The organism is Halomonas sp. KAO (genome assembly GCF_015595025.1).
Taxonomy (GTDB): Bacteria; Pseudomonadota; Gammaproteobacteria; order Pseudomonadales; family Halomonadaceae; genus Halomonas.
Window position 1 is genome coordinate 23,821 of record NZ_JADNRL010000008.1, and the last position, 25,808, is coordinate 49,628.

Annotated in this window: 29 protein-coding genes; 23 read left to right on the forward strand and 6 right to left on the reverse strand. The window is 60.9% G+C overall.

The features are described 5' to 3' along the window. Nucleotide 1: 1 nt before the first annotated feature. The 13 genes from IOC61_RS02915 to IOC61_RS02975 all read left to right on the forward strand — a co-directional run bounded on the left by IOC61_RS02915 (nucleotide 2) and on the right by IOC61_RS02975 (nucleotide 11,028). On the forward strand, nucleotides 2-694 hold the full coding sequence (locus tag IOC61_RS02915; protein ID WP_324254674.1) for a TIGR03747 family integrating conjugative element membrane protein: 693 nt from the start codon (nucleotides 2-4) through the stop codon (nucleotides 692-694). 181 nt (nucleotides 695-875) lie between these two features. Further along, a complete protein-coding gene (locus IOC61_RS02920; RefSeq protein WP_195687376.1) occupies nucleotides 876-1,229 on the forward strand; it encodes an RAQPRD family integrative conjugative element protein in 354 nt (117 codons plus the stop codon). Next, nucleotides 1,229-1,444, forward strand: a complete 216-nt coding sequence (locus IOC61_RS02925; RefSeq protein WP_195687377.1) for a TIGR03758 family integrating conjugative element protein — start codon at nucleotides 1,229-1,231, stop codon at nucleotides 1,442-1,444. Before IOC61_RS02920 ends, IOC61_RS02925 begins: the two co-directional genes overlap by 1 nt. A gap of 42 nt (nucleotides 1,445-1,486) precedes the next feature. Further along, nucleotides 1,487-1,846, forward strand: a complete 360-nt coding sequence (locus tag IOC61_RS02930) for a TIGR03745 family integrating conjugative element membrane protein (protein WP_229332888.1) — start codon at nucleotides 1,487-1,489, stop codon at nucleotides 1,844-1,846. Next, nucleotides 1,846-2,229: a TIGR03750 family conjugal transfer protein gene (locus IOC61_RS02935; RefSeq protein ID WP_195687378.1), complete on the forward strand. Its 384-nt coding sequence runs from the start codon at nucleotides 1,846-1,848 to the stop codon at nucleotides 2,227-2,229. The genes IOC61_RS02930 and IOC61_RS02935 overlap by 1 nt, the downstream gene beginning before the upstream one ends. Next, the gene (locus tag IOC61_RS02940) at nucleotides 2,226-2,873 is read left to right on the forward strand and encodes a PFL_4703 family integrating conjugative element protein (protein WP_195687379.1); all 648 of its coding nucleotides are present in this window, start codon (nucleotides 2,226-2,228) and stop codon (nucleotides 2,871-2,873) included. Before IOC61_RS02935 ends, IOC61_RS02940 begins: the two co-directional genes overlap by 4 nt. Then, a complete protein-coding gene (locus IOC61_RS02945) occupies nucleotides 2,870-3,742 on the forward strand; it encodes a TIGR03749 family integrating conjugative element protein (protein WP_195687380.1) in 873 nt (290 codons plus the stop codon). Before IOC61_RS02940 ends, IOC61_RS02945 begins: the two co-directional genes overlap by 4 nt. Further along, nucleotides 3,739-5,181, forward strand: coding sequence for a TIGR03752 family integrating conjugative element protein (locus IOC61_RS02950; RefSeq protein ID WP_195687381.1), 1,443 nt, complete (start codon nucleotides 3,739-3,741; stop codon nucleotides 5,179-5,181). The genes IOC61_RS02945 and IOC61_RS02950 overlap by 4 nt, the downstream gene beginning before the upstream one ends. Next, nucleotides 5,144-5,611 (forward strand): TIGR03751 family conjugal transfer lipoprotein, encoded by a 468-nt coding sequence (locus tag IOC61_RS02955; protein WP_420706324.1) that lies wholly within the window; start codon nucleotides 5,144-5,146, stop codon nucleotides 5,609-5,611. The genes IOC61_RS02950 and IOC61_RS02955 overlap by 38 nt, the downstream gene beginning before the upstream one ends. Beyond that, on the forward strand, nucleotides 5,611-8,499 hold the full coding sequence (locus IOC61_RS02960; protein ID WP_195687382.1) for a conjugative transfer ATPase: 2,889 nt from the start codon (nucleotides 5,611-5,613) through the stop codon (nucleotides 8,497-8,499). Before IOC61_RS02955 ends, IOC61_RS02960 begins: the two co-directional genes overlap by 1 nt. Before the next feature lie 107 nt (nucleotides 8,500-8,606). Continuing rightward, entirely contained in the window at nucleotides 8,607-9,140 is a 534-nt protein-coding gene (locus IOC61_RS02965) for an ImmA/IrrE family metallo-endopeptidase (RefSeq protein ID WP_195687383.1), read from the forward strand. A 6-nt stretch (nucleotides 9,141-9,146) separates the two neighbouring features. After that, complete coding sequence (locus tag IOC61_RS02970) at nucleotides 9,147-10,523, forward strand: NUDIX hydrolase (RefSeq protein ID WP_195687384.1); 1,377 nt, start codon at nucleotides 9,147-9,149, stop codon at nucleotides 10,521-10,523. Then, on the forward strand, nucleotides 10,516-11,028 hold the full coding sequence (locus tag IOC61_RS02975; protein ID WP_195687385.1) for a hypothetical protein: 513 nt from the start codon (nucleotides 10,516-10,518) through the stop codon (nucleotides 11,026-11,028). The genes IOC61_RS02970 and IOC61_RS02975 overlap by 8 nt, the downstream gene beginning before the upstream one ends. 82 nt (nucleotides 11,029-11,110) lie before the next feature. Here the strand turns inward: IOC61_RS02975 and IOC61_RS02980 are convergent, their stop codons facing one another. After that, nucleotides 11,111-11,482 (reverse strand): histone-like nucleoid-structuring protein, MvaT/MvaU family, encoded by a 372-nt coding sequence (locus IOC61_RS02980; RefSeq protein ID WP_195687386.1) that lies wholly within the window; start codon nucleotides 11,480-11,482, stop codon nucleotides 11,111-11,113. 235 nt (nucleotides 11,483-11,717) lie between these two features. Between IOC61_RS02980 and IOC61_RS02985 the strand changes: the two genes are divergently transcribed. The 5 genes from IOC61_RS02985 to IOC61_RS03005 are packed head-to-tail and all read left to right on the forward strand — an operon-like array spanning nucleotide 11,718 to nucleotide 16,538. Beyond that, nucleotides 11,718-12,152, forward strand: a complete 435-nt coding sequence (locus IOC61_RS02985; protein ID WP_195687387.1) for a TIGR03757 family integrating conjugative element protein — start codon at nucleotides 11,718-11,720, stop codon at nucleotides 12,150-12,152. Continuing rightward, on the forward strand, nucleotides 12,149-13,099 hold the full coding sequence (locus IOC61_RS02990; RefSeq protein ID WP_229332889.1) for a TIGR03756 family integrating conjugative element protein: 951 nt from the start codon (nucleotides 12,149-12,151) through the stop codon (nucleotides 13,097-13,099). Before IOC61_RS02985 ends, IOC61_RS02990 begins: the two co-directional genes overlap by 4 nt. A gap of 12 nt (nucleotides 13,100-13,111) precedes the next feature. Further along, nucleotides 13,112-14,611 carry an integrating conjugative element protein gene (locus IOC61_RS02995; RefSeq protein WP_195687388.1) on the forward strand — a complete coding sequence of 500 codons (1,500 nt, stop codon included), beginning with the start codon at nucleotides 13,112-13,114 and terminating at the stop codon, nucleotides 14,609-14,611. After that, nucleotides 14,611-14,991: a hypothetical protein gene (locus tag IOC61_RS03000; RefSeq protein ID WP_195687389.1), complete on the forward strand. Its 381-nt coding sequence runs from the start codon at nucleotides 14,611-14,613 to the stop codon at nucleotides 14,989-14,991. Before IOC61_RS02995 ends, IOC61_RS03000 begins: the two co-directional genes overlap by 1 nt. Next, on the forward strand, nucleotides 14,991-16,538 hold the full coding sequence (locus tag IOC61_RS03005; protein WP_195687390.1) for a conjugal transfer protein TraG N-terminal domain-containing protein: 1,548 nt from the start codon (nucleotides 14,991-14,993) through the stop codon (nucleotides 16,536-16,538). Before IOC61_RS03000 ends, IOC61_RS03005 begins: the two co-directional genes overlap by 1 nt. 17 nt (nucleotides 16,539-16,555) lie before the next feature. On the opposite strand, the gene IOC61_RS03010 is transcribed toward IOC61_RS03005, so the two are convergent. The 5 genes from IOC61_RS03010 to IOC61_RS03030 form a co-directional block, all read right to left on the reverse strand. After that, the gene (locus IOC61_RS03010; protein WP_195687391.1) at nucleotides 16,556-16,975 is read right to left on the reverse strand and encodes a DUF5615 family PIN-like protein; all 420 of its coding nucleotides are present in this window, start codon (nucleotides 16,973-16,975) and stop codon (nucleotides 16,556-16,558) included. Continuing rightward, nucleotides 16,959-17,639, reverse strand: a complete 681-nt coding sequence (locus IOC61_RS03015; RefSeq protein ID WP_195687392.1) for a hypothetical protein — start codon at nucleotides 17,637-17,639, stop codon at nucleotides 16,959-16,961. The genes IOC61_RS03010 and IOC61_RS03015 overlap by 17 nt, the downstream gene beginning before the upstream one ends. A 675-nt stretch (nucleotides 17,640-18,314) precedes the next feature. After that, entirely contained in the window at nucleotides 18,315-19,073 is a 759-nt protein-coding gene (locus IOC61_RS03020) for a hypothetical protein (protein ID WP_195687393.1), read from the reverse strand. A gap of 242 nt (nucleotides 19,074-19,315) precedes the next feature. Continuing rightward, a complete protein-coding gene (locus IOC61_RS03025) occupies nucleotides 19,316-19,747 on the reverse strand; it encodes a hypothetical protein (protein WP_195687394.1) in 432 nt (143 codons plus the stop codon). Between the two features lie 229 nt (nucleotides 19,748-19,976). Then, a complete protein-coding gene (locus IOC61_RS03030; protein WP_195687425.1) occupies nucleotides 19,977-20,744 on the reverse strand; it encodes a UTRA domain-containing protein in 768 nt (255 codons plus the stop codon). 280 nt (nucleotides 20,745-21,024) lie between these two features. Between IOC61_RS03030 and IOC61_RS03035 the strand changes: the two genes are divergently transcribed. Genes IOC61_RS03035 through IOC61_RS03055 form a run of 5 tightly spaced genes read left to right on the forward strand, consistent with a single transcriptional unit; the run spans nucleotide 21,025 to nucleotide 25,806 of the window. Then, the gene (locus IOC61_RS03035) at nucleotides 21,025-22,104 is read left to right on the forward strand and encodes an extracellular solute-binding protein (protein ID WP_324254675.1); all 1,080 of its coding nucleotides are present in this window, start codon (nucleotides 21,025-21,027) and stop codon (nucleotides 22,102-22,104) included. A 55-nt stretch (nucleotides 22,105-22,159) separates the two neighbouring features. Next, complete coding sequence (locus tag IOC61_RS03040) at nucleotides 22,160-22,984, forward strand: alkaline phosphatase family protein (RefSeq protein WP_161423996.1); 825 nt, start codon at nucleotides 22,160-22,162, stop codon at nucleotides 22,982-22,984. Next, nucleotides 22,981-23,814 (forward strand): ABC transporter permease, encoded by an 834-nt coding sequence (locus tag IOC61_RS03045; protein ID WP_023006926.1) that lies wholly within the window; start codon nucleotides 22,981-22,983, stop codon nucleotides 23,812-23,814. Before IOC61_RS03040 ends, IOC61_RS03045 begins: the two co-directional genes overlap by 4 nt. Then, the gene (locus tag IOC61_RS03050; RefSeq protein WP_195687395.1) at nucleotides 23,798-24,658 is read left to right on the forward strand and encodes an ABC transporter permease; all 861 of its coding nucleotides are present in this window, start codon (nucleotides 23,798-23,800) and stop codon (nucleotides 24,656-24,658) included. The genes IOC61_RS03045 and IOC61_RS03050 overlap by 17 nt, the downstream gene beginning before the upstream one ends. Beyond that, nucleotides 24,655-25,806: an ABC transporter ATP-binding protein gene (locus IOC61_RS03055; RefSeq protein ID WP_195687396.1), complete on the forward strand. Its 1,152-nt coding sequence runs from the start codon at nucleotides 24,655-24,657 to the stop codon at nucleotides 25,804-25,806. Before IOC61_RS03050 ends, IOC61_RS03055 begins: the two co-directional genes overlap by 4 nt. Nucleotides 25,807-25,808: the final 2 nt, after the last annotated feature.

The following is a 25,808-nucleotide window of genomic DNA, read 5'->3' on the forward strand; positions in this document are numbered from 1 at the left end:
GGTGGCCACGGCTGAGCGAGCTCAGGAAACACGCCGCGGCTGGCTGTCCATGCTGTTCGGCCTGCCGTTCCAGATCATGGCGGTGCTGGTGGTGTCGCTGCTGATGTCCGTGCTGGTCGAGTGGGCGGGGATTTACTGGCAGTGGTGGGGAGAGCCCGGAGCGCAACATGCCTTGGAGACTCTGGAAGCGGAGGTGGCCCGGCTGGATACCACCTTTACCCGCTCGCTGCTGGTCTCGGACCCGGTCGCCCTGGCAACCCGGGCGGTTACCAATACCCATGAGTGGCTGTTCGTGAAGAGTGGAATATCGGCATGGCTCGAGAACAGCGCCCATCATGGCGGCTGGCTCGGTACCCTGCATATCTACGTGCAGGCGGCGCTCTACGTCACGTTGATGACCCTGACCCGGGTGGTCATCCTGTTGCTGACCTCGCCGCTCTTCGCCCTGGCGGCCCTGGTGGGTTTCGTCGACGGCCTGGTACGCCGTGACTTGCGTCGTTTCGGCGCGGGACGCGAGTCCGCCTTCATCTATCACCATGCCAAACGAGCCATCACGCCGGTCTTCGTGGTGGGCTGGCTGCTCTATCTGAGCGTGCCCTTTGCCATCCATCCCAATGCCTTCCTTCTCCCTTGTGCGGCACTCTTCGGTCTGCTGGTCAGCATCGCCACGGGGAGCTTCAAGAAGTACCTCTGAGGTATACCCGCTTTCCAGACGTCACCCACCGGAGCCTGGACGGGCACCGGCGCTTGCCTATCTATGGGGTTGAGCTGGCTCAGATAAACAACGTGTGTGGCGCTTATGGTTTCCTGCTGCGCTGCACCCAGGCGGGCGACAGGATGGAGGAAAACCCAGCCAACGGATGGACTGTCTTGCCATGACACTTCGCCGCTTGCCACAAGCCCTGTCGCTCCTGCTTCTGACACTGTTGGACACACAACCTGGCTCTGTCCATGCCGCCGAGCGTGATGGGATCCGCGATGAGATTGCCCGCCAGGACCTGGCCTTGATCCAGGATCAGCTGACTCAGACCCAACGCATTGTGGATCGGCTCGAGAATCGTGTCGGCGAATTTGATCCTGATACCACTCGCGTCTTTTTGGATGTGCCGCGTCTGCGTCGTGATATCGAGTCCGTCGCCGAGGGGATCGATGAGGTACTGGCTCCCCCTCGCTTGCCGCCTCGCCAGCCGGCACCGCTCGCCGGTGATTACCTGCGGGAGCTGCACTGATGGAGGCCTTTGCCGCCGGTGCCGGCTTCGAGGCGTCTCCCTTGGGTGTCCTGATCGCCGGAGTGGGCTGCACCGTGGTGCTGCTCTGGGCGTGCTGGAGCGCCATTTCCTCCTATCGAGGCTACGCCAAGAGGCGTGTTAGCGGCGACGACTTCGGCTTTGCCGCCCTGCGTGCCGTCTTCCTGGTCGTGGTGATGTTCTGGATTTTCCTCTGAGGCCACTGGCCTCGCACCTCTGTCATGCAAAAGGAGCTCGTTATGACTACCGTGCGTTCACGCTTTTCTCGTGCCCGTACCCGAAGCTTTGCCGCCCTGGCCGCAGTGGGACTGGTACCGCAGGCCGTGGCACAGGGGCTACCCACCATGGAGGCGCCATCGCGAGGGGAGGGGGGTGGTCTGCTGACCACTCTCCAGAACTATCTGTTCGACTTCGGCGCACTGGGAGGCCTGATCCTGGCCACAGTGGCCTTCTTGATCGTCGCCATCGCCTCTATCGCCACCTTCAACGAGGCCCGGGTACGAGGCGAGTGGTCGAAGTTTGGCGTGGTAGTAGTTGTTGGGGTAGTGCTGATCATCGCCATCATCTGGCTGGCGACCAAGGCGGCGGAGATCCTCTGATGGCAAGCCGTCTCGACTTTTTGCCGACCCGTCTGAATACCGCACCGGTGGTGTTTCGAGGGATGACCGGACACGAGGTTGGGATGATGGTCCTGAGCGGCCTGGCCGCAGGCCTGCTGCCGGGCGCGATAAGTGCCTGGCTGCTGGGGGCCATCGCCATGGTGCCCACTGTGGCCTTCGCCTCTGCTGGTGTGGCGCTCTACTTCGGCGGGGCCGTCATGCGGCGGTTGCGCCGCGGTCGTCCTGCCTCCTGGATCTATCGCAGTCTGCAGTTTCGCATGGCTCGGCAGGGTATTCGGCTGTGGGGCGGCGAGACCCTGATTACCCGCTCCGGCCCCTACTCGCGGCGGCGGTTGCACCACCAACCGGGGGGACGGCCATGAGTCGCTTTCGTCACGCACTCAGCGCCCGGGATGCCCATATCACCACCCTGCGCCTGGTCATTGTGATGCTGACACTGTTGAGCGCCGGTCTGTGGTGGGGCTGGAAGTCGGCCCCGGAGAACCTGACCATCCACAATCCGCCAGACCTGCGCTCCGGCAGCACCCGCGCCTGGTGGGAGGTCGATCCGTCGAGCGTCTATGCCTTCGGGTTTTATGTCTGGCAGCAGATCAACCGCTGGCCTGCCGATGGCCAGATCGACTACCAGCGCAATCTACAGTCTTACTCACCCTTTCTCACCCCCTCTTGTCAGCGCTACCTGAGCAACGACTATGAGGCTCGCAACCATCGTCAGGAGCTCTCCGGGCGCGTACGTGGCATCTACGAGATCCCCGGTCGCGGGTATCGCGCCAGTGCCGTCGAGGTTCTGAGTCGCGATGCCTGGATTGTGACCCTGGATATGGCCATCGACGAGCAGTACGCCGGCACGCCGGTACGCGACCTGTTCGTTCGCTACCCGCTGCGCGTAGTGCGGGCCGATGTGGATCCCGAGCGTAACCCCTGGGGGCTTCAAGTGGATTGCTTCGAGGGCACCCCGCAGCGCCTGGCCGTGCCCGGCCGCGAGGATGAAGGAGATCCCCTATGAAGCGCGTGATACTGGCTTGCCTGACGAGTGCGGTGTTGATCGGCGATGCCATGGCGGTAGAGGTCATGCACTGGGAACGCCGTCCCCTGGAGATACCGCTGCCGGTGGATAAGGAGCGTATCGTTATCCTGGAGCGCAATGTGCGGGTAGGGTTGCCATCGGCTCTGGCTAACCCCGAAGTGCTGCGCGTCCAGAGTGCTGGGGGCGTGCTTTACTTGAAAGCCTTTGAGGCCTTCGAGACTCAGCGGGTGCGAGTGCAGGATGTGGAGAGTGGGGATGTGCTGCTGCTGGATCTTCTGGCCCGTGAGGGAGCCAGCAGCGAGGAGGTCCTGGTGGTGGACAGCCGCGAGGCATCTTCAGACAGCACCACCTCAGGAAGCAGCGGTGCGGAGGTAACGAAGACCTCGTCATCGTCGAAGGGCGCTTTACCCAGGGACGCCCAGCACTCGGCTTCCACGCCGATACCCGTGCGGCTGACCCAGTATGCGGCCCAGTCTCTCTACGCGCCGCAGCGGACCATCGAGCCTCTGCGAGGGGCCACCCGTGTGCCCATGCGGTTACCCGAGTCTCTGAGCACTCTGCTACCAACGCTGCCGGTGACTGCCACGCCCCTGGGAGCCTGGCGGTTCGATGGCTGGACGGTGACGGCGGTGAAACTGGAGAACAACGACCGGCAGCGCGCTTTCGAACTCGATCCGCGCTGGCTGCAGGGAGACTTCTACTCCGCGACGTTCATGCACCCCTACCTGGCTCCGCGGGGCTCGATGGAGGATACCACTACGGTCTTTCTGGTCACCCGGAGCGGTGGCCTGGACAGGGCGCTGAGCTTGCTGAGGGAAGCGCCTGACGCTGAGGAGGGCTCCTTATGACGCTACGCAGCAATACCCTGCTGAAGGTGCTGGTTCCTGCGCTGTTGGTGATCGTCCTGCTGATCGTGGTGCGCAGCCTGGGGGGTGGCGATGCTGGTACAGATGCTGAAACTGCGGAGACAGACCCGACCCTGACCCTGAATGACGATGAGCTGCAGGCACTTGGCATCGAGGGGGACACCCCGCGGGATACCGTGGCCACTCTCGTTGGGCATGTGCAGGCCATGCGTCGCGATCTGGAGCAGGCCCAGGCGGAAACTCAGGCGCTACGCGACCAGAACGAACGGCTGATGAGTCGCGATCAGGATGTGGATGGGGCCATCGAAGAGGCGCTGCGCCGCGAGCGTGAGCAGTTGCGTCAGGAGGTTGAGCAGACACAACAGAGCAATCCACTGTTGAACACCCTTCAGCGTCAATTGGATCAGCTGCGTCAGCAGGTGGATGACACGGGAAGTGAGGATCTCCCCATTGGCCTCGGTCTGGAAGGTGGTGGCGGTCCCAACGGAACGATCTACTCAGGCCCTGGATCGACGCATTCACTGACCTGGGTCGAGCCGCTGGACGCTCAGGAGGATGAGCGAGGGAGTGGCGAAACGACCTTCCCCACCCGCTTCGGCGAGGCGGCAGGTCAGTTTGGCGAAGCGGCCCAGCATGCCACCAGCGCAGTGGAGAGTCGGGTGACCGGTCGCCCCGATGAGTCCCCCGTGGAGCCTGTCTATACCCTGCCGGAGAACTCCACTCTGATGGGCTCGGTGGCCATGACGGCGTTGCTGGGCCGGGTACCTATCGACGGCACCGTCAATGACCCCTATCCGTTCAAGGTAGTGATCGGCCGCGAGAACCTCACCGCCAACGGCGTCACCCTGCCCGAGGTGGAGAGCGCCATTGTCAGCGGCACGGCGACAGGCGACTGGACGCTCTCCTGCGTGCGTGGCCAGGTCAACTCGATGACCTTCGTCTTTAAGGACGGCACCGTGCGCACCCTGCCAACTCCCGATGACGTCAATTCCGGTGATGGCTCGAACCGCACCACCCTCGGCTGGCTCTCCGATCCGCGCGGACTGCCCTGCATTCCCGGAGATCGCAAGACCAACGCCCAACAGTTCCTGCTGACCAGCTTCATTCTGGGCGCCGCCGAGGTCGGTGCCGATGCCATGGCGATGAACGAGGTCACCACCAGTGTGGACAGCGGCGGCGTGGTCAGCGGTCTGACCGGCGACTCTGGACGCTATGCCGCCAGCCAGGCCCTGGCCGGCGGCGTCTCCGACGTGCGCCAGTGGGTGCAGGAGCGCTTCGGCCAGACTTTCGACGCCGTCTATGTTCCCCCGGGTCAGCCGGTCGCCATCCATATCGAACGCGAGCTGCCCATCGACTATGAGACACAAGGAAGGAGGGTGCGATATGACCGTTCTGGTGCGGACAACCTCGGTCTGCCGTAGCGCCGCCAGGCCACTGATGGCCCTGATGACCACTCTGGCAGTGGCGGGCTGCGCCACTTCCCAGGAGGAGCTGATGCCAGTGGGTGAGTCCACCATGATGGAAATCTGGCAGAGCCAGGCCGGCTACAGCACCGACGAGCGTCGCCTGCTGGACGCGCGCAGCGCACTGCGCCGTCCGCTGCAGGGTGACGACATGATCACTGAGCAGCTGCGTTACAGCCGTGATGTGGGCAACGAGATCTACAGCCAGTTCCGCCGTCTGCCCAACCCGGATCTGGTGATGTACGTCTTCCCGCACTTGGCCGGGACAGAGCAGGTGCCGGTGCCCGGCTACTCGACGGTGTTCCCCTTCTATCAGCGCACCCAGTACGCGATGCCCGGGGAGAGCGCCCGAACCACTGCAGAGTGGGTCGACGGGAGGGCACTCTGATGTCCCAGTTCGATAATCTGATGAATCGGCTGTTTGGCAGCGCCAAGGCTGGCCAGGGGAAGCCCCTGGATGAGGCACTGCCGATATCTCCTGCGGAGCCGTCGTTGCCCACAGAGGCGGCGGCGCTGAGCAACGATATGCATGGTAGGCCTCTGAGCCTACCGCGAGGCAAGGCGCCTTCCGTGGCCGAGCTTTGCTCGCATTTCCGTCGGGCGCCGTCGTTCAGCAACTATCTGCCCTGGGTGGAGTACCTGCCGGAGTCGGGCTGCTTCCTCCTGGAGGATGGAGTGTCGGTAGGCGTGGTGGCCGAGGTCTTCCCCATCGCCACCGAGGGCCGTGCCCCGGAGTCGCTTGAGGCGATTCGTGACCAGATTGAAGCCGCCTTCCAGGACAGCCTGCCGGAGTATGATCAGCACCCCTGGGTGGTACAGCTCTTCGTCAGGGATGAAGTCGATGCCCGTCCCGACCTGGAGCGCATGCGTGATTATGTGCGGCCTCGGGCTCGAGAGACCGAGTTTACCCAGGACTGGCTGACGAGCATGGGCGCTCATCTCAGGGCCATCTCCAAGCCAGGCGGATTATTTCAGGATGACGGCGTGACCCAGACCCAGTGGCGAGGCCAGACCCGCCGCACGCGCCTGGTGCTCTACCGCTGGCTCGGCAAGAAACGCCAGACGGGAGAACGCCAGCGGGGGCTTTCGCCCGAACAGGCCGCCAATCAGGTCTATGATCGGTTGGCTGCTGCGCTGCACGGCGCGGGCCTGCGCCTGAAGCGCTATGACGGGCGCGCCTTTCACCGCTGGTTGCTGCCGCGCTTCAATCCGCGACCGCGGCTGGCACCAGAGGATCCGTCGCGCTTCTATACCCTGTGCGACTATCCCGAGGAAGCCGATGAGGTGGCCTGGAACTACGATCTGGCCGAGGGAATGCTCTTCAACTCGCCCCAGGGCGATGTAGAGACCGGGCTCTGGTGGTTCGACGGACTACCGCAGTGCTGCGTGGTGGTGGAGGAGATGCGCCGGGTGCCGGTGGTGGGGCATCTCACCGGCGAAGTGCGTCGTTCCGACGGCCAGGCGAGCAACGCCCTGATGGACAAGCTACCCGAGGGCACCGAGGCGGTACTGACCATCGTCGCCACGCCCCAGGAGCCTCTGGAGGACCACATCAATCGCCTGCACAACAAGGCAGTGGGCGATAGCGTGCTGGCTCGCCAGGTGCGTGAAGACTGCGAGACTGCCCGCCTCTATCTGGGGCAAAACCACAAGCTCTACCAGAGCACACTGGCGTTTTACCTGATGGGCGAGAATGAGCAGGATCTCCAGCAGCGCAGCATGGAGCTGGCTACCCAGCTGCTGCAGGTAAACCTCTCACCGGTGGATCCGGAGGATGAGGTCGCCGGCCTCAACACTTATCTGCGCTGGCTGCCGATGAACTTCGATCCGGAGCAGGATCGCAAGAATCGCTGGTACACCCAGTTCAATTACGCCCACCACCTGGCCAACCTGGCGCCGGTGTTCGGGCGCGGCCGCGGCACCGGTCACCCCGGCATGACATTCTTCAATCGCGGCGGCGAAACCTTCAGCTTCGACCCACTGAATCTCGAGGACCGCTCGGCCAACGCCCATATGCTGGTGTTCGGTCCCACCGGGGCGGGCAAGTCGGCCACTCTGAACGGCGTGCTGAGCCAGGTCATGGCCATACACCGTCCGCGGCTCTTTATCATTGAGGTAGGCAACAGCTTCGGGTTGCTGGGCCAGTATTTCGAGCGCAAGGGCATGAGCGTCAATCAGGTCAAGCTGTCGCCGGGCTGCGGGGCGAGGCTGCCGCCCTTCGCGGCAGCCTCGCGGCTGCTGCAGAACGAGGTGGAAGAGAGGCGCCTGGCCCGAGACGCTGAGGATGCCAACCCCTTCGAGGAAGCGCCCCTGGAGGAGGAAGAGGGGCAGCCTGACGAGGAGCGCGATCTGCTTGGGGAGATGGAGATCACCGCTCGGCTGATGATCACCGGCGGTGATCCCAAGGAGGAGCGGGAGTTTCGTCGTGCCGACCGGCGCATGGTCCGCGATGCGATCTACCGGGCGGCGGAGCGCTGCCGAGATGAAGGTCGCGACTGCATGACCCAGGACGTGCGCGAGGCGCTCTATGCCATCTCACGGAAGTCCGGTATCCCCGATGAGCGGCAGCGCCGCGCCTATGATATGGGCGAGGCCATGGGGCTGTTCTGTGATGGCTTCGACGGCGAAGTATTCAACCGTCCCGGCGCCGCCTGGCCCGAATGCGACGTGACCATCATTGACCTGGCCCACTTCGCTCGGGAGGGCTATGAGGCCCAGCTCGCCCTGTCGGTGATCAGCGTAACCAATATGATCACCAACCTGGCCGAGCGCGACCAGTACAGCGGGCGCCCCATCGTCCAGGTCATCGACGAGTGCCATCTGCTCACCGTCAACCCGCTGCTGAGCCCCTACCTGGTCAAGGTGGGCAAGATGGGTCGCAAGCTCTCCCACTGGATCTGGATGGCCACCCAGAACCTCGAGGACTTCCCAGACGCTGCCCGCAAGCTACTCAACATGATCGAGTTCTGGCTGTGTCTCTACATGCCGCCGGACGAGATCGAGCAGGTTAGCCGCTTCAAGGAGCTCACCAGCACCCAGCGCAAGCTGATGGCCTCCGCCACCAAGGTGTCGAAGAAGTACACCGAGGGAGTTCTGCTGTCAGGGCGTCTGGAAGCGCTATTCCGGGTGGTGCCTCCCAGCCTCTATCTGGCCCTGGCCGGCACCGAGGGCGAGGAGAAGGCAGAGCGCATGCGGGTGATGCGAGAGCAGAATTTAAGTGAGATAGATGCGGCACTATATATATCGAACAGAATGGATAAGCTGAGAGGGATTTGAATTGAGCTCTAATTTTTCCTATTCAAATAAAAAATATCGGTTGATGTTTTATTGAATATTTGATAATTGCGTGCTAGTATTATAAAAATTTCCATGGAGGTGGCGTCATGGATGCTAGCCGCAGAAAGCAAATAAATGAATTGGCGGTAACAGTTAGGGAGTCTCTTGGGCTGACGACCCCTATAGATGTTGAAGAGGTTATTGATAGGCTTGGTGGGTCAATTGAAGATTTTGATCCGTATTATGGTCAAGATGCTGAAGCATATGTTCGCAAATCTGGTGATAGCTTTGCTATTGCTGTCAATGACTGTGTGGGTCACGCGCGACGCCGCTTTTCCATTGCGCATGAGTTAGGGCATCTCTTTCTCCACCTTGGATATTTGATTGATGATGATTTATGGGGGTCAGTTGACTCCTATATTGATTCTGTGCGTCATCGGATGGGTTATAATGAAGAAGAGTTTGAGGCTCATGAGTTTGCTGGTTCTCTTTTGATGCCGGCTGATGAGTTTCGTATTGTGGCTAATCAGTTTTTCGCGGATGGCCTCTATCCGCTAGAAAAGATTGCAGAGTATTTTGATGTGTCTAGCAAGGCGGTGAAGGTGCGTGGCTGCTGGCTGGGTGTTTTTAGCTGGGAATAGTTCCTCATGGATGAAAGAGTAAAGCTAAAGCTAGCTTTTTTAAATAAAAATTTAAAGAGTGTGACTGACATAGGAAAGGCAGGCCAGGTTACTGAGTCTGTCTTTATTTTTTTCTCGATAGATCTTGTTGGGTCTACCGGGATCAAGAAAGAAGCAGGTGGATGGATTGAGATTCTTCGCCATCTTTTTGAGGCATCTACTACTTATGCGAGGAAAGATGGATATAAACTTTGGAAGTATCGCGGTGATGAGGCGCTTTTTTATAAGGAGGTTGTAAGGGGCAGCGATGTCGCTCAAGAGCTCTACTCTGTGTACTCTGTTGCAGAAAGAGTTAACAAAGACTATGAGTTTCTTTATCAAGCGGGTAAGGATTCTCCAAAAGTAAAGGCAGCTATGTGGATTTCAAATGTTAGTAGGCTGCCTAGAGGGGATTATAGAGACTCGAGTGTTGAGCATGTCGTGAATGAAATTGAGAGGAAGAGGGGAGGTGTCGCAGTTTCTTTGGGAGATGGTCAAGGGGAGAGCTATCTTGAGTTTTTGGGGCTAAATATTGATGCGGGTTTCAGAGTTGCTGAGATTTCACATCCGGAAGTTGTTGCTGTAAGTGTGGAGCTTGCATCAATAGTTTCTTTAATACATGGATCTGATGAGGTTCGGTCTGTTGGGTATCGGGAGTTGAAAGGGGTGGACTCTTTTTTTCCATACCCTGTGCTTTGGTATAGTCCAAATTGGTGTAGGCTTGAGCAGCACTGGAGGCAGCAGTTTAGACTAAGCTCTTACGAGGCTGCGGCGTTAATAGAGGGGAGGGCTTTTGATAATGAACTTTGCGAAAAAACTCTCAAAGCGCTAGGTCTTGGCGAGCAAGTTGGAAAGCTTTTGAATGATTTTAGGGATAGAGTTTCTGTTGGTGACGAAAGGTTGTTGGAGGATAATGCAAAGCCTTCAGGATTTGCTGAAAGGAAGGTGGTAGTCCATTGTGTGGCGATCTGCTTTAATAATAAATCTCAGGTTCTTCTGGGTAGGCGTCAGTTTAAAAAAGGAAGCCCTCTATCTGAGAAATGGGAATTTGGTTGTGCCCAGCTGCAAGACGGTATGACATTTGAGAGTGCCCTTCGTCAAGACTATTTGTATGATTTTGGCATTGAGATTCATAGCTTTCACCCAAGGCCGATATCTACCTATACCGTCGAGGGAAAAGATGAGCAAGGTGTGATTTTTTTGGCCAGAGTAGGAAGTGGTGCTGAACCAATAAAAAATAAGCACCAGGAGGTTGGTTGGTTTGACCTGGATAGCATTGATCTTCGTGATGAAGATTGTGTGCCTAACTTCAGAGAGAATCTAGAGCTAGCAGAGAGAGAATATGAGGTGTGGGTACATGGATGAGACTATCAAGCGTAAGAAGGCTGATATTTGGGAGTGCGTCAAGAGGGTTGACGCTTACCTTAATGCATCTAACTTTAAAACGGCGCTTATTTTCACCTTCACCTTTGCGCTTACTGCTTCCTTATATGGACGTTGGGAAAGTGTTCTTGGAGGTGGAGGGGAGATAGATATTGGTTTGGGGTTTTATTTCTTATTGACGGCTTTTTTTATAAGTGTGTTGGGTACTGGTCTTTGGGGTCTTTTAGCGGTTTATCCCCGGACTGGGAGGAGGGTTTCTGGCTCTATATACTACTTTCCAGGTATGCAGAGGGGGGAAGGAGCGCGCACGCTAGATGAATTCTTGGAAATGCCGGAGGAGGACGAGCTCAGACTTATCTATGAGCAGTATGTTGACCTAAGTAGTTTGGCTAGTCGAAAGTTTAACTGTCATAAAAAATCTATAGGGTGTGCGATTTTTCAGCTCCTGTTTGGAGTGATGTTTTATGTGTACAGTTTCTTTTTTTAATTTTTGGTTCCTTATGAGGTAGCTATTTTGTAATGGCTGCCAAGAGACTTGGCAGCCATGCAGTAGTATGGTCAGCAGTGGTTTAATCTTCAGTCCTAACGAGCCACCCCTCCACTGCCTCAGCACCGTACTCATCCTTCCACGCCTTCAGCGTCTTCTGGTTGCCGCCGCGGGTCTTGACGACTTCGCCAGTATGCGGGTTCTCGTAGATCTTCAGCTTACGCCTGGCACGGCCAGTGGGCGTGGTGCTGGCAGCCTTGGTAGAAGCGGGCTTCGGATCTAGTAGCTTGATGACGTCGGCGGCTGACTTGTTGTATTCGTGCATCAGTTCTTCGAGGTGGTTCTTGAAATCCAGCTCGGTCTTCAGGCGGTCGTCATTCTTCAGCCTATCCAGCTCTTCCTGGAGCTGCTTCAGCTGCTGTTCCTTCTGCATGTAGGTATTAAGAATGGACATGCGTTTCCTCACGGTGAGTGAATGTTTGTCCCTATTATGGGGGCAGTTACAGCAAGTCTCAATGTATCTCGAAATATAAAGCTCATTGAATTGGGTCGTGGTGGGGGGAATTGATGGGCTTGCCCTTGATGGCAGCTGCAGAAAAAATCTCGCAAGCGAATTAACATTTCCTGCTGCCTGTTTCGATGTGTCCGGTAATGCTGTGTCAGTTCCTTGATCTTCTGGAGTGGCAAGCATGGAGAGACACCACCCACGCCGCTGGCTAGTGGCTTTCGGGCTATCTGCCTGCCTGGCAGGTTCTGCACTCGCTGAGCCAGTTATCGAAGTTTTTACCACGGCAGGGCAGCCGGCCATCAATGTGCCGTCGGGCGTAGCAGTGTTGGAACTCGATGCTCCCGGTCGATTGGATGCCAGGTTATCGCGTGACCTTCCTGCTGATCCTGATATGGCTGAAGCCATTATGCGCGAACGCATGGCGACTCCCGAGTGGCAGGAGGCCGCCGACCGCTATGCCGATAGCTACCTCGGGCTGGCCAGGGCCTGGCAGTTGGGTGTCGAGAAAGTCCCCGCGGTAGTGGTCGATGGCCGCTATGTGATCTACGGCGAGCTGGATGTGGCCGCGGCGATGAATGAGGCCGACCGTCTCCTTGACCAGGAGGGGCGCCGATGATCCCCTTCAAGACTCTGGTGGCCATGCTGGGCGGTGCGCTGCTGAGTCTGGGGGTGGCGGAGAAGCCCGCTCATGCCCTGACCACGCCGCAGATCGTCGCCTCATCACTCTCACCCCAGTGCCTGGACTATCAGGTCATCGGCATCTGCGTCTGGCTCCATTGCTCCTGGTCGGGGTGCTCGATCCGCACCTCGGTGCAGGTGCGTCACTATATTCCCGAGCTGGTGGTCTCCAGTTATGAGAACACCGGCGACAACCCCTGGTGGGAGATAGCGACGTTGTCGCCGCCTCTGGGCGAGGCGCTGGCCGGTGGGCAGAGCACCTCCGATGCCAACTGGGCCCATCATGAGCACCTGCGCTTCAAGAACGTCGACGCTATCGGCCACCCAGCCGGTAGTGCTTTTAGCAACTTCGCCGATGCCTTCGGCATGACCTGCGCTGGGGCAGCGACACCTTTCCAGCCCTACCACCTTTCGACCCTGGATGCCCTGGCGTGGCGCAGCGGTATTCCCGAGTCGTTCTACCCCGAGGCGCTGACGCCTGGCATGCGTGAGCTAGGCCAGTCGGGTGATCTGTGGGGCAACATCTACCCGCGCAGCGGCTTCCTGACCCAGGTGCATGACTACAAGACCGCGGCGACCACTGCCCAGCGCTCTGCCGATATCGTTACCCGTACGGGGCAACCTCATGTCTACACCCCGCTGGTTGCCTCCAGCCGTGATGGCTACTGGCCGCCCGGGCCAGTAAAGGAGGGCGATGCCTCGACCCATCGCTGGCAGCGCCTGACGCCCAATATGAGCAAATCCTGCCGGGTATGGCCGGATCGCGGCATCACTGACCCGTATGCCGAGCGCCTCGATGCGGACGGTGACTACGCCTGGTCGCTGTGGCGCCCCTTTCGCTGCTGCCGGCGCCGTGGCCAGAAACTGCTCTACGCCGCCCCCTGAAGGAGAGATGATATGAAAGGATCTCGTACGCGACGCTTCCCCCTCACGCCGCTGGTCGGTGCCCTGGTGGTGGGGCTGCTCTCTACCCAGGCTCAGGCGCAGTCGGCGGACGCTCTCTATTACCAGATTGGGGGTGCCTCGCCCTTCAGCGTCTCCGCCGGTCGGGGCTATAACCCCAACAGCCGCGGGCTTGGCATCAGCTGGAACATGAATGCCAGCTGCGGCAACTTCGATATCGGTGCCACGGTCTCCAATCAGCTCAACGGCCTTACCAATGGCTTTCAGAACCTGATGGGCACGGTCGTCCAGAATGCCCAGGGCGCAGTGGCTTCGCTGCCCGCGATGATCATTCAGAGGGCCAACCCGGGACTCTATGATCTCTTGAGCAACGGCGTGCTGCAGGGGCGGGTCGACTTCGATCGCGCCTCGATGTCGTGCCGCCAGATGTCCGAAAAAATGGCCGATATGGTCTCCGGTCAGGGGTGGCAGCAGATGGCAGCAGCCGAAAGCTGGCAGAGTGCGGCTCAGTCCAACGCCGATGTCGTTGCGGCCCAGGAGCAGGTCGACCAGTCGGGTGGTAATCAGGGCGTGACCTGGGTGGGTGGCCAGCGTCGCGGCGGCAGTGGTCAGGCGCCAATCCGCGTGGTCGAAGACACCGCACGCGCCGGCTATAACCTCCTGCATGGCCGAAGCGATACCACCAGCACGGCCACCATCGCCGGTGGCGGTGGTGGCTGGGGATCAGTGGCCACCAATGAGGGAACTTGGATCGGTGGCGGTGGATTATCCGGCTCCTCCGCTGGGGGCGGCACTGGCGGCTCCGGTAGCCCGGGGTCAGGCAGTGGAACTGTGACAGGGACAGGAACCTGCCTGGGCGGCATGTGCACGGTCTGGCAGAGCACGGAGGAAGCCGCCGAGTGGACCCAGACGGTGATCGGCGAGCAGTCGATTCGTACCTGCGACGGCTGCGAGCGCAGCGAGACCCAGGCCGGCAGCGGCCTGGTGCGCGAGTTGGAGCGCGAGCAGCAGAAGGTCTACGGCAAGCTGCTGAGGCTTATCGATGGCAGCGACCCTATGACGCCGGAGAACCTGCGCGAGATCTCCGCCGGAGATGGACTGACCGTTTCCCGAGGCGTCGTCGAATCGCTGCGCAGCGATCCCGAGGCATCGTTGCTGGCTCATCGCCTGAGTGGCGAGATGGCCCTGGCCAGGACCCTGACCAAGGCGTTATGGGCGCGTCGGCTGCTGCTGGCGGGTAGCAGCGACCCGGGCATCGCCGACAACGAGCAGGGTATGTCGGCACTGGATCGCAAGTTGGTGGCCCTGGATCGGGATATCGAGTCCCTGCGCTCCGAGATGGAGGTTCGCCAGGCCTTGGGTAACAGTGCCGCCGGCATCGCCCTTGAGCGGGCCTCTCGGCGAAGCCAGGGAGCCTCTCAGGGCGAGACCTTCCGGCCGGATGCGGCTCTGGATGGTCGTGGCCGCCCCGCAGACGAGGAGGGTGGCGACTGATGGCACGACGCTCTCTCTTCTGGATAAGCCCACGGCGCTGGCCGTCATTGCTGGTGGCCATCGCAGTGCTGGTCGTCATGTTCCTGCTGAGCGGTGCCATTCTGGCCGTGAGCGTAAGGCTGCTGGGTGGGCTCGAGGCCTACCATAGTGCTTGGCAGACCGCCTGGCCGTGGTTGCTGGTCTGGCGGCTGAGTCTCTACGCCACGCTGATTCTGGTCTGGTGGTACAAGGTGCGCCCCCGGGCGGTGGCTCGGCTGCGGAGAGATCATGACAACGGCCGGCAGGCGCTGGCCAAGCTTAGGCGCCTCGAACTGATGGCCCTGGGCATCCTCGGCCTTCTCGAGACCACCAACCTGATCAACCGGCTGGGAGGTGTCTGATGGGAGGCCTGCTTACCGCTCCGCTGGTAGTGTTCGATTACTTCGCCAATGCCATGACGTTGCTGGGCTGGATCATCAACAACGCCATCTGGAACGTCATGGTGAGCACCGGAATCGCCGCGGTACCGTTCATCACCCTGATACTCTCCGAGTGGTTCAAGGCCCGGCAGGAGGGCGATGAAGCGGGGACCAAGGGCATCCTGACAGTTAACCGTATCGAGACCCGACTCTATGCCATGCTCCTGGCCTACGTCTTCACCTGCCTGCCGTTGCTGCAGGTCCAGCTGGCTACTGCCGATATCGATGAGAGCCGATCACTGGAGTGCGGCATCCGCCAGTTCGCCTCCGGTGGCTGGTCCGAGGGGGCATTCGGGGCCACCGAGAGCGCCATCGGTGGCCAACAGGCCAGGATGCCGCTGTGGTGGGCGGGGGTGCATGCGGTATCCCATGGGGTCACAGCGGCAGCGATCCACGCCATTCCCTGCGCGACGGACTTCGAATCCATTCGCATGGAGCTGGATCTGCACAGCATCGAAGACCCAGGGCTGCAACAGGAGGTAGGCGAGTTCCAGCGCCAGTGCTTCGGCCCGGCACGCAATCGGCTGCTGCAGGAGGGCGGGAGCATCGAGGCGACTCGCGCCATGGATGTGGACTGGATCGGTTCGACCTACTTCCAGGCCACACCCGGTTACTACGACAGCTTCTTCGCGGGACGGCCCATTGCCGGCTTCCCCTATGATGCTGGCCGAGACGTTTCCCGGCCCAACACCGGCCCCGGCCTGCCCGGCTATCCCTCCTGTCAGGAGTGGTGGTCAGCCGAAAGCGTTGGCTTGAGGGCCCGGCTGCATGATGAGGTGAGCACGGGGTTCTGGGATGACTTCCGTAGCGTCTTCACCGACAGCGACGCCGAGGACTATGTGATCCGGCGCCTGGTCAGCCCCCGCTCGGGGGCGGCCAGTGGCAACTTAGACCAGGCAGTGGTGGGCTTCCGCGGGCTGGATGGTGGCAGCAGCTTCTGGGATGCCACCGTTACCGCCGGCTCCGCCATCGGCGGCACCCTGTCGGTCCTGCCCTTCCAGGCCGGCATGGACATGCTCAAGCAGGCGTTGCCCATGGTGCAGGGCATCCTGGTGATGGCGATCATCATCTGTTTGCCGTTCGTGATGGTTATCTCCAGCTACAGCTTCAAGGTTGCCGGCATGGCCACCTTCGGGCTCTTCGCCATGTGGTTTTTGACCTTCTGGTGGGAGCTTGCTCGCTGGATCAATTCGAACCTGGTGGACCTGCTCTACCGCAGCGACGCCGCTAAGCTCAGCTGGCTTTCTGCCGCCAACAACCTCTACGACCGCATGGTGCTGCAGTTTGTGGAGGGGATGATGTTTCTGGTGCTGCCGACGCTGTGGGTGGCGGTGCTGGGGTGGTCAGGGATGAAAGTTGGTGACTCCTTGGGGCGGAGCGTGACCCAGTCCACATCTCCATCTCAAAGTGCCGGGCAGAAGGGTGGCAGCCAAACCCAAGCGAGCGGCTCTGGTGGGAAACTGGGGTAGGAATGGTCGGGGCTTTACTAAGGTTTTGGCAGCTTGCGGCCTTTGAGCTTGCCGGACATCCCCCAGGGGAGCTCGTAGAGCATGGGGCCGTTCGTCTGGGTGACTTCCTTGGAAATAGTCGGCCACCATCGGATCAACTGGATAGCCGTATCCCACACCTTGCGCCGGCTCCAGTCCTTCCCCAGGTTGATGATGGTCAGTCCGGCGTTCTCAAAAGCCAGCCGCTCTGGGTCGCCTTTCTTGAACCGATCCTTTGAGAGAATCACCCAGTTGCCTTCCTGCTGAAGGCGCTCCAGCCACTCCTGATCAGGAACACCAGGACGGGCATTGAACTCGCGGGCATGAACAACGCTGTGCTTTTCAGTGCGCAGCTGAGCGAGGTGATGAAGGGCGTTGGCGATGCGGTGGCTTAGGTTTTCGTCAATGAAGAAGTGCACCTGCCGCTATCCTTTTTTCAAAGTTAACGGCGCGATTCACCTCATCCAGTGAGATCTCGAAGTTCCTTGCCACGGCCTCGGCATCGCCATCTTCCGCCTGGAAGGCGCTGTAGATGGCATGGGTCGACATGTGGCAAGGGAGGACGATCGGCTTGCCGAAGGCGAGCTTCGGGTCGATCACGATGCTAGGGTCTTGGGGGTCGGGATGCCAGCGGATAGGATTCTCGCTGGCATCGAATTCGATACCTTTCAGCAGAGAGGGGAAAATGACGTCGGGGAAGACGGCCTGGCGTTTGCCGAGGTCGGTCAGGGCTTCTATACCGTTCTCCTCAAGGTGCCGCAGGAATACCGCCTTGCCATCGGTGAGAAGCCGAGGATGGGTCAGCGGATAATCGCGTTCGAGGTAGTCACGTAGGCTAGCGAGCGCTTCGCGAATCGCGGACATGGTGACGTACTCGCGGAACTGCGCCACCGCTCGGACTTCCAGAAGGTCCCGGAAGCTGAGGGTGTCCTCGGCACCCAGGGCTTCGGGCTCAGGGTGCCAGAGCGGGCCGAGGGGTGAGGTATCGCGCAGCAGCCAGCGGCGGATCTTGTCTGCTTCGACTCCGATGAGCCTCTCTGCCTGCTTGGGGCTGTACAGCCCAATACCAACGAGTGCCGTCATGGCTCCCTCCCCGAGTTCCTCTCGCCCTGTGACCGGTGCATCGCCGGTTCGTTCTACTGTCTTATGCTGTCTTCAAGTGTGGTGGACTATAGGCCCACTGCATAGGCAGATCAACTTTGGAGATCAGCTATTTTGGCCGCAGTTTCTTGATTAAGCCTTGCGTTTCATGAGGTTGCCGCCTCCTTTCATCCCATCACAACGTAAAGCCGCAGCGAGGTAGTATGGCGGTGTCGGCCAGATCTTGGGTGATCTCGGTAATCAGCCAGGAAGTGGTGTTGATTTCGGGCTTCCAGCCGGAGAGGGGGCGGGGACCACTTCAGTTGGGCATGGGGCCGCCGGGCTCGACGCGATTGCGCAGGTCGAGCTGATGGCCGCATGCGATGCGCGTCACGCGGCCGGCCGCAGTGGCATTGGGGCCGGCCTCCATTTTTAGGGAGCATGCGGTGGGGCGCTTGGCGAACATGGCGCGCTGGCGGATGCTCGGGCCTGGTCGCTAAGGGCGGTTTGGGGCAGGGTAGGGAGGTGTTACCGTCGGAATTTTGCAGGGCCTTAATGCGCTCCAACTGACTGATACGCAGGTCGTGGGCCTCCAGGCGGGCGAGATGGCGGCGCTCGGTGGGGCTGTGCTTCTCAATCAGCGGCTCGAACCATCGCTCCCGGGCCTCCAGCGGTCACTCATGAGGGCAGGCGCTCGCAATATTGGACGGCTTCTGGACAGGTCACGATGAAAGGCTCGCTGACGTCGTAAGGCATCCTCCAGGTGAAGCGAAACTCTCGCTGGTGAGCGAATCGATCTGGTTTGATGAAGTGTCGCGCGGAGCTGATCATCTCGATGGTGCGGTGATCGATGCGGTCGATGCTGAAGCCTGGCGGTACTTTCCCACGCAGCGCTTTGTGAGGGCTATACACGCAGCTGGCATATTCATGGCCATGTGCACCTAGAGCTCGCTGTATCGCAGTGGCGAAGCCCGCCGGGTCTCGGATGATAAAGCCGCTGTCATACTCGAATTTCGCCAGCGTTTCGGGATCCGGATCTCCTCGGTACGTGCACAGTAGGTAGTGGTCGAAGCCTCCGGCGAACCGCCCAGCAGTGGTGAAGTTTTCCCTTTCGGCGAGCAGGACGACGTCCCCTTCCAGCTTGTCGCCGACTTCACCGTGGTCATGGCAGCTGTAGTATTCGAATGAGCCGAGTTGAAGTTTGCCTTCCTCGAAAAAACTGTTGACGTGATCCTGTCGTGCCATCTTCACGGTAGGCAAGCTAGGCACTTCCATACGGGAGATGGCTGACTCATAGATTGGCGTGACTTCCATGCTGTACTGGTAGGCATCGAGGTGTCGGAGGCCGAGAGTAAGAAAGCCGCATAACTTCCTGATCTCGACCTCGGTGAGGTTGCGGGCAATCCACATGTGCCCGAAAAGTTTCACCTTGCTCATCCTGAACGCTCCTAGATCAATTCGTCTTCACGCCAGTATGGCCGCTACGGAATAATCTCGTCCGGGCTTCTCCACTCGATGGCCAGCTGATAGCCGTTATCGCCTGAGCGGCTGATGTGCAACTTATAGATGAGCCGGGCAGGTTTCGATGGGATAGGCGAGCATGTGGTGCGCGCCGCACTGATGGTATCGGCGCCGCAGTCCATCAAGGTGATCACCTGCTCGGTTAGGAGAGGTGGTATCTAGTCTTCGTACAAAGGGTTGCCGAGACAATCAATGGGAGCGCCAGTATGGTCGAAATAGAGCCCTATACTGCGATTCGTGCGGGGGTCGCTAGCATTGGCATTCCATGGGGCGTTGATATGAGAGCCTTCTGCCTCTGAACCAGTGCTCACGATGCCCTGAGCCATACCACCGGCCACTACAGCCGCTCCTCCGGCCACCTTGCCGGTTCCCCGAGCGATGCGCCGCCACCCCTCCTGGGTGGTGGCTGCTTTTGCAGTAGACCTGACCACATCAGTGGCGGAGTCGCGCAGCATGCGCAGCGACTCTGTCGTGCTCGCCTGGGTGTGCCATCCGTCGGACCAGCCGTCCTGGCCTCCGCCATGTCGAGCTTTTTGAGCTGCCTGGCGACCAACGCTGGTGGCTTGTGTCAGCAGTGACTTCAGTGCCATGGGGCTCCTCCCTTGGTCCATCAGCCCTTTATCATAGGCGCTCGCATGGCGAGCCACCACCAGATGGAGCCCTCAAAGGCGCAACGGAAAAGGATGAAAGACGAAAGGCTGGAAGGGAAGGGAGCTCAAGGGGAAGGGGCTTGCCCCGAAAGGGTGAATCTGAAGCCTGCCGGGGAATGAGGCTCCTGACTTATGGGCCCCGCCTCGCTGCAGTGGAAAGGCGATAGCGTTAACCACCATTCTGAGGTGCCGCTGAGAGGGTCAGCGCAATCGCATCGTGGCGCCAGAGCTCATCGTCGTAATCGATGGCTCGTCCATTCTGGTCGAAGTTGATGCGAGTGACTCGCTGAGCAGGTCCTCCCGAGGCGGCACGAAGAGCATCAGCGGCTCGCTCATCCAGCACCGTGGAGCAGAGCTCGAAGCTCACGCGACTGACGCGGATGCTGTAGTGACTGCGATAGAGCTCGGTCAGTGAGCGAGTCTCGAGGTCGTGGTCGAGAATCCCCGGGAAGCAGTCCGTACGCAGGTGGTGCTCCACATACAGTACGGGGCGACCATCGACGTGACGGGCTCTGACGATATGGTAGACCGGTGTGCCCTCCATGATCTCCAGGCGTGCAGCGATTCTGGCAGACGCTGGTCGCTGGGTTGCCTCCAGTACGTAGGTGTCTGCCCGGCGCTGCTGAGACTCCACCATCTCCCGGAAAGGCAGGCAGGCGAGCAGGTCATAGTGCAGGCGTGGTGGCGAGACGAACCAACCACGACGATTCTCCCGATAGATGCGCCCTTCGGCTTCCAGCTGCGTCAGCGCTTCTCGCAGGGTAATGCGTGTTGTGCCAAAGCTCGCCATCATCTGCCGTTCCGAGGGTAGTCGCTTTCCGTGAGCCACAGCCTTGTCGGCCAGTATGTCGAGCAGCGCATGGCGCAGTCGATTCGCCGGTGGCGTCAGGCTGGATGGGTGGTGGTTGGGTGCTGACGTCGGAGAAGGCGGTGGCATCGTGGTCAAGAGTGTCTCGTTTCTGGTCTAGTTCAGTTGTCGTTCCGTTATAAACGGCATGCTGCGTGTCAGCCTAGCGAAACTTCCATGTCGTCACGATGACAGCAGTTCCATGGAATACCAACGATGCCAATGTGTGTCGAGAACGGCGGCAGGCAATCCAATTGCCATGTTACCGACACGCCACTGTCACCTTGTTGGCCTAGTGTGCCTCCTGTCAGCCGCTTCTGAACTAGACCAGATGGCGGTTTCACCCTGACCACCTGCATGGAGCCACACCGTGAATCCGACACGTTCGACGCTGCTTCGCCTCACCTTGACCGCCGCCCTGGGCACCACGCTGTTCGCCGGCCAGGCACAGGCCTCCACCGAGCTGTCAGATCTGATCGCTGCCGCCCAGGAGGAGGGACGTGTCGACAGTGTCGGCATGCCGGATACCTGGGCCAACTGGAAAGACACCTGGGCGGACCTCAAGGAGCATTACGGCCTGGAGCACATGGATACGGACATGAGCTCCGCTGAGGAGATCGCCAAGTTCAAGGCGGAAGGCGAGAACGCGACTGCCGACATCGGTGACGTGGGCATCAGCTTCGGCCCGATCGCTGTGGCGGAGAGCGTCACCCAGCCCTACAAGCCGACCACCTGGGACGAGATTCCGGACTGGGCCAAGGACGACGACGGCCACTGGATGCTCGGCTATACCGGCACCATCGCCTTCATGACCAACAAGCAGCTGGTGCCGGAAGAGGAGCGTCCGCGCAGCTTCGCCGACCTGGCCGAGGGAGAGTACAGCGTGTCATTAGGCGCCGTGGGCCAGGCGGCTCAGGCCAACAGCTCCGTGCTGGCGGCGGCCTTTGCCAGCGGTGGAGATGAAAGCGACCTGGCCCCGGGGCTGGAGCTGTTTGCCGAGCTGGCTCGCCAGGGGCGTCTTTCGCTGGCGGATCCCAGCATCGCGAATCTCGAGAAAGGTGAGGTCGAGGTGGCCCTGCTGTGGGACTTCAACGCCCTCAACTACCGTGACCAGATCGATCGTGATGCCTTCGAGGTGGTGATCCCCTCCGATGCCTCGGTCACCTCGGGCTATGCCACCATCATCAACAAGCATGCCCCGAACCCCAACGCCGCCAAGTTGGCACGCGAGTTCATCCTTTCCGATGAGGGCCAGTTCAACCTGGCAGAGGGCTATGCCCGGCCGATCCGCGCCCAGCACCTGACCCTCCCCGAGGAGATCGCCGCCAAGCTGCTGCCTAACGAGCAATACGCCAACGCCCGGCCGGTAGAGGACTTCGAGGCCTGGGAGCAGAGCGCCCGCCAGCTGCCGCGCCAGTGGCAGTCCCAGGTACTGATTCACCAGCAGTAACCCTTCCGCTCTCTCATCAATTGCCGCCTCCCCGTGAGGCGGTAAGGAGGATTGCATGTCTCATCGCGTCATCCTCGTGGTGCTTGATGGCCTCAACCATGCCGTGGGTCAGCACGCCATGGGCCACCTGCATGCGCTGTGTGAGGCGGGCCGTGGCAGCTACCACACACTGGATTGTGAGCTGCCCGCCATGTCGCGCCCGCTCTATGAGTGCCTGCTGACGGGGGACCGCCCGGTGGACTCCGGTGTGGTGCATAACCAGGTGGTGCGCCGTTCGACTGGTACCAGCCTGTTCGATCTGGCGGTTCGCCAGGGGCGACGCACCGCCGCGGCGGCCTATCACTGGGTCAGCGAGCTCTATCTGGAAGCCCCCTTCGTGCCGGCACGCCATCGTTTCCATCAGGATCCCGAGAGTGCCATTCAGGCCGGGCTGTTCTACTGGCAGGACCACTATCCTGACGATCACCTGTTCAGCGATGCCGAGGCGCTGCGCCGCCTCAGCGACCCTGACTTCCTGCTGGTGCACAGCATGAATGTCGATGATGCCGGCCACCGTCATGGCGGGGAGTCGCCCCAGTACCGCAACGCCGCGCGGCGAGCCGATATCGCCCTAGCCGATTACCTGCCGACCTGGCTGGCTGAGGGTTACCACGTCATGGTCACCGCCGACCATGGGATGAATGCCGACGGCTCCCATTCGGGCCTGCTGGAAGAGGAGCGTCGGGTGCCTCTGTGGCTGTTCGGCGAGGCGTTTGCCCATGACGCAGCAACCACCGTCCAGCAGCCCCGGCTGTGCGGCACGCTTGCCAGCTTGCTGGGCCTGCAGCACGACAAGCCATCTCATCCCGAGCTGCTGGTCAAGGGGAGGGACGCGTCGTGAAGCGCCTGCTGCCTGCCTGGCTGTGGCTGATGCCATTCGCGCTGGTCTTCGTCGCCTTCCAGATGGCGCCTCTGGGCTGGATCGCCGTCAGCGCCTTTCAGGTCGAGGGAAGCTGGGGGCTGGGGCACTTTCAGGAGATCGCCACGTCGCCCTTTTTTCGCCAGGCGATCTGGCGCAGCCTCGAGATCTCCCTGGTCTCCAGTCTGCTGGGGCTTATCATCGCCGTTCTGGCGTGCCATAGCCTGACCCGTACCAGTGGCCCGCTGCGTCGCTGGATGATCGCCTTCACCAACATGACCAGCAACTTTGCCGGGGTGCCGCTGGCCTTCGCGTTCATCATCCTGATGGGAGCCAACGGAGTGCTGACCCTGGCCCTGCAGCGTGTCGGGCTGATCGATGACTTCTCGCTCTACTCACGCACCGGCCTGATCGTCATCTACACCTGGTTCCAGATCCCGCTGGGCATGCTGCTGCTGTTTCCCGCCTTCGCGGGGCTGCGCGCCGACTGGCGTGACGCCGCCAGCCTGCTGGGCGCTGGGCGAGTCGCCTACTGGTGCCACATCGGCCTGCCGGTGCTCCGTCCGGCGTTGGCGGGGACCTTCACCATCCTGATCGCCAATGCCATGGGCGCCTATGCCACCGTCTACGCCCTGGTCAACACCAGCTACAACCTCATGACCATCCGTATCGCCAACCTGGTGTCGGGCGACCTCTTCCTGCAGCCCAACCTGGCCAGCGCCCTGGCGCTGATCCTGGTGGGCCTGCTGGCCATGGTCACCCTGATTCAGCAGTGGCTGTTACGCAGGAGCCATCATGTCGCAGAACGCTGATCTCACCCTGTCGCGGCCCAAGGCACCGGCCCTGCCGACGCTTCGCTTACCGCGTCTATCTATTCATACCCTGGTGGTGGGGGGCGTCTTTACCCTGCTGGCACTGCCTCTGGTGGCGACTCTGGGGTATGCGCTGGCGACCAGCTGGGGTGCCACGCTGCTGCCGGACGGGCTGACCCTCAAGTGGTTCCTGGAGCTGTGGAGCACGCCGCGCTTCCAGCTGGCGTTCGCTCGCTCCATGCTGGTGACCCTGGGAGCCCTTGTGCTGAGCCTGGTACTGGTCGTGCCGGTGGCCCTCCTGGCCCATACCCGTTATCCGCGGCTGGATACCTGGATGAACGGGCTGGTGTTGGTGCCCTTTGCCGTGCCGCCGGTGGTCTCCTCGGTGGGGCTACTGCAGCTCTATGCCGGTGGCCCACTGCCGCTGGTGGGCTCCCCCTGGATCCTGATCTTCACCTACGTGACGATCGCGCTTCCCTTCGTCTATCGGGCCGTCGCCAACAGCCTGCGTACCATCGATGTGAAGTCATTGATGGATGCTGCTCAGCTGCTGGGCGCGACGCCGTTCAGTGCCTTCTTCCTGGTGATCCTGCCCAATATCCGTATCGGTGTGCAGGTCGCCGTCTTCCTCTCCTTCTCCTTCCTGGTGGGCGAGTTCGTCTTCGCCAACATGCTGGTGGGGACCCGCTTCGAGACCCTGCAGGTCTATCTCAACAACATGCGTGGGGCCAGCGGCCACTTCACCAGCGCGCTGGTGATCACGCTCTTCCTGTTCACCCTGTTGCTGACCTGGCTGGGGAACCGCCAGTCCGGCCACGCCATCGCCAAGGATGCCAACGCATGATAACCTTGACCGCCGCTCCCTATGCCCGCGACCATCTCCCGACCCTCGATCGCCGCGACACCGTGGCCGATGCGCCGGCAAGGCAGCAGGGCACCACAACCACTGCGTCGCCCGACTATCTGCGCCTCGAGAGCCTGGCCAAGCGCTTCGGCGAGACTCAGGTGTTTTCCCAGATCGATGCCGTGATCGCCAAGGGCGAGTTCGTCACGCTGCTGGGCCCCTCCGGCTGCGGGAAATCGACCCTGCTGAGGGCCATCGCCGGGCTGAACTCGCTCGATGAAGGTCGCATCGTGGTGAGTGGCGAAGAGATCACAGCACTCCCTCCCCAGCAGCGCGGCGTCGGCATGGTGTTCCAGCACTATGCGCTGTTCCCCAATATGCGGGTCACCGATAACGTCGCCTTCGGGCTTCGCATGCAGAAGGTGCCCCAGGAGGAGCGCCGCCGCCGCGTGGACGAGGTGCTGCGCCTGGTCGAGCTGCGCGAGCATGCCGACAAGTTTCCGCATCAACTCTCCGGAGGGCAGTGCCAGCGGGTGGCGCTGGCACGTGCGTTGGTCGTGGAGCCCCGTATCCTGCTGATGGATGAACCGCTGTCGGCGCTGGATGCGCGCATCCGCCGTCACCTGCGTCAGCAGCTGCGCGACATTCAGAAGACGCTGGGCCTGACGACGCTGTTCGTGACCCACGACCAGGAAGAGGCACTGATGATGTCCGACCGCATCTTCCTGATGCATGACGGACGTATCCTGCAGCAAGGGGATGCCGAAGCACTGTACACACGGCCCTGCAGCCATCAGGCCGCTGGCTTCATGGGGCACTACAACGTGCTGTCGGGCCATCAGGCGCATGCGTTGCTTGGCGAGGTGAGCAGGGCGGCACGCGTGGCGCTTAGACCCGAGGCCATCTACCTGCAGCTGGTGTCAGATACCACGCCAGGTGGCGAGTTGCCGACTCACGCGGGCCCCGGGTGTCGTGGCGTGATCCGTCGTCGTCAGCTGCTGGGCAACGTCGTACGCTATGCGGTGGAGTGTTCCGGGATTGAGCTCTCTGTCGATGCCCTCAATCGAGGCAGCTGCCATCTGCTGGCGGAAGAGTGCGAGGTGCTGGTGTTTGTCGACCTCGATGAGGTTCAGGAGATTGAGGAGTGAGT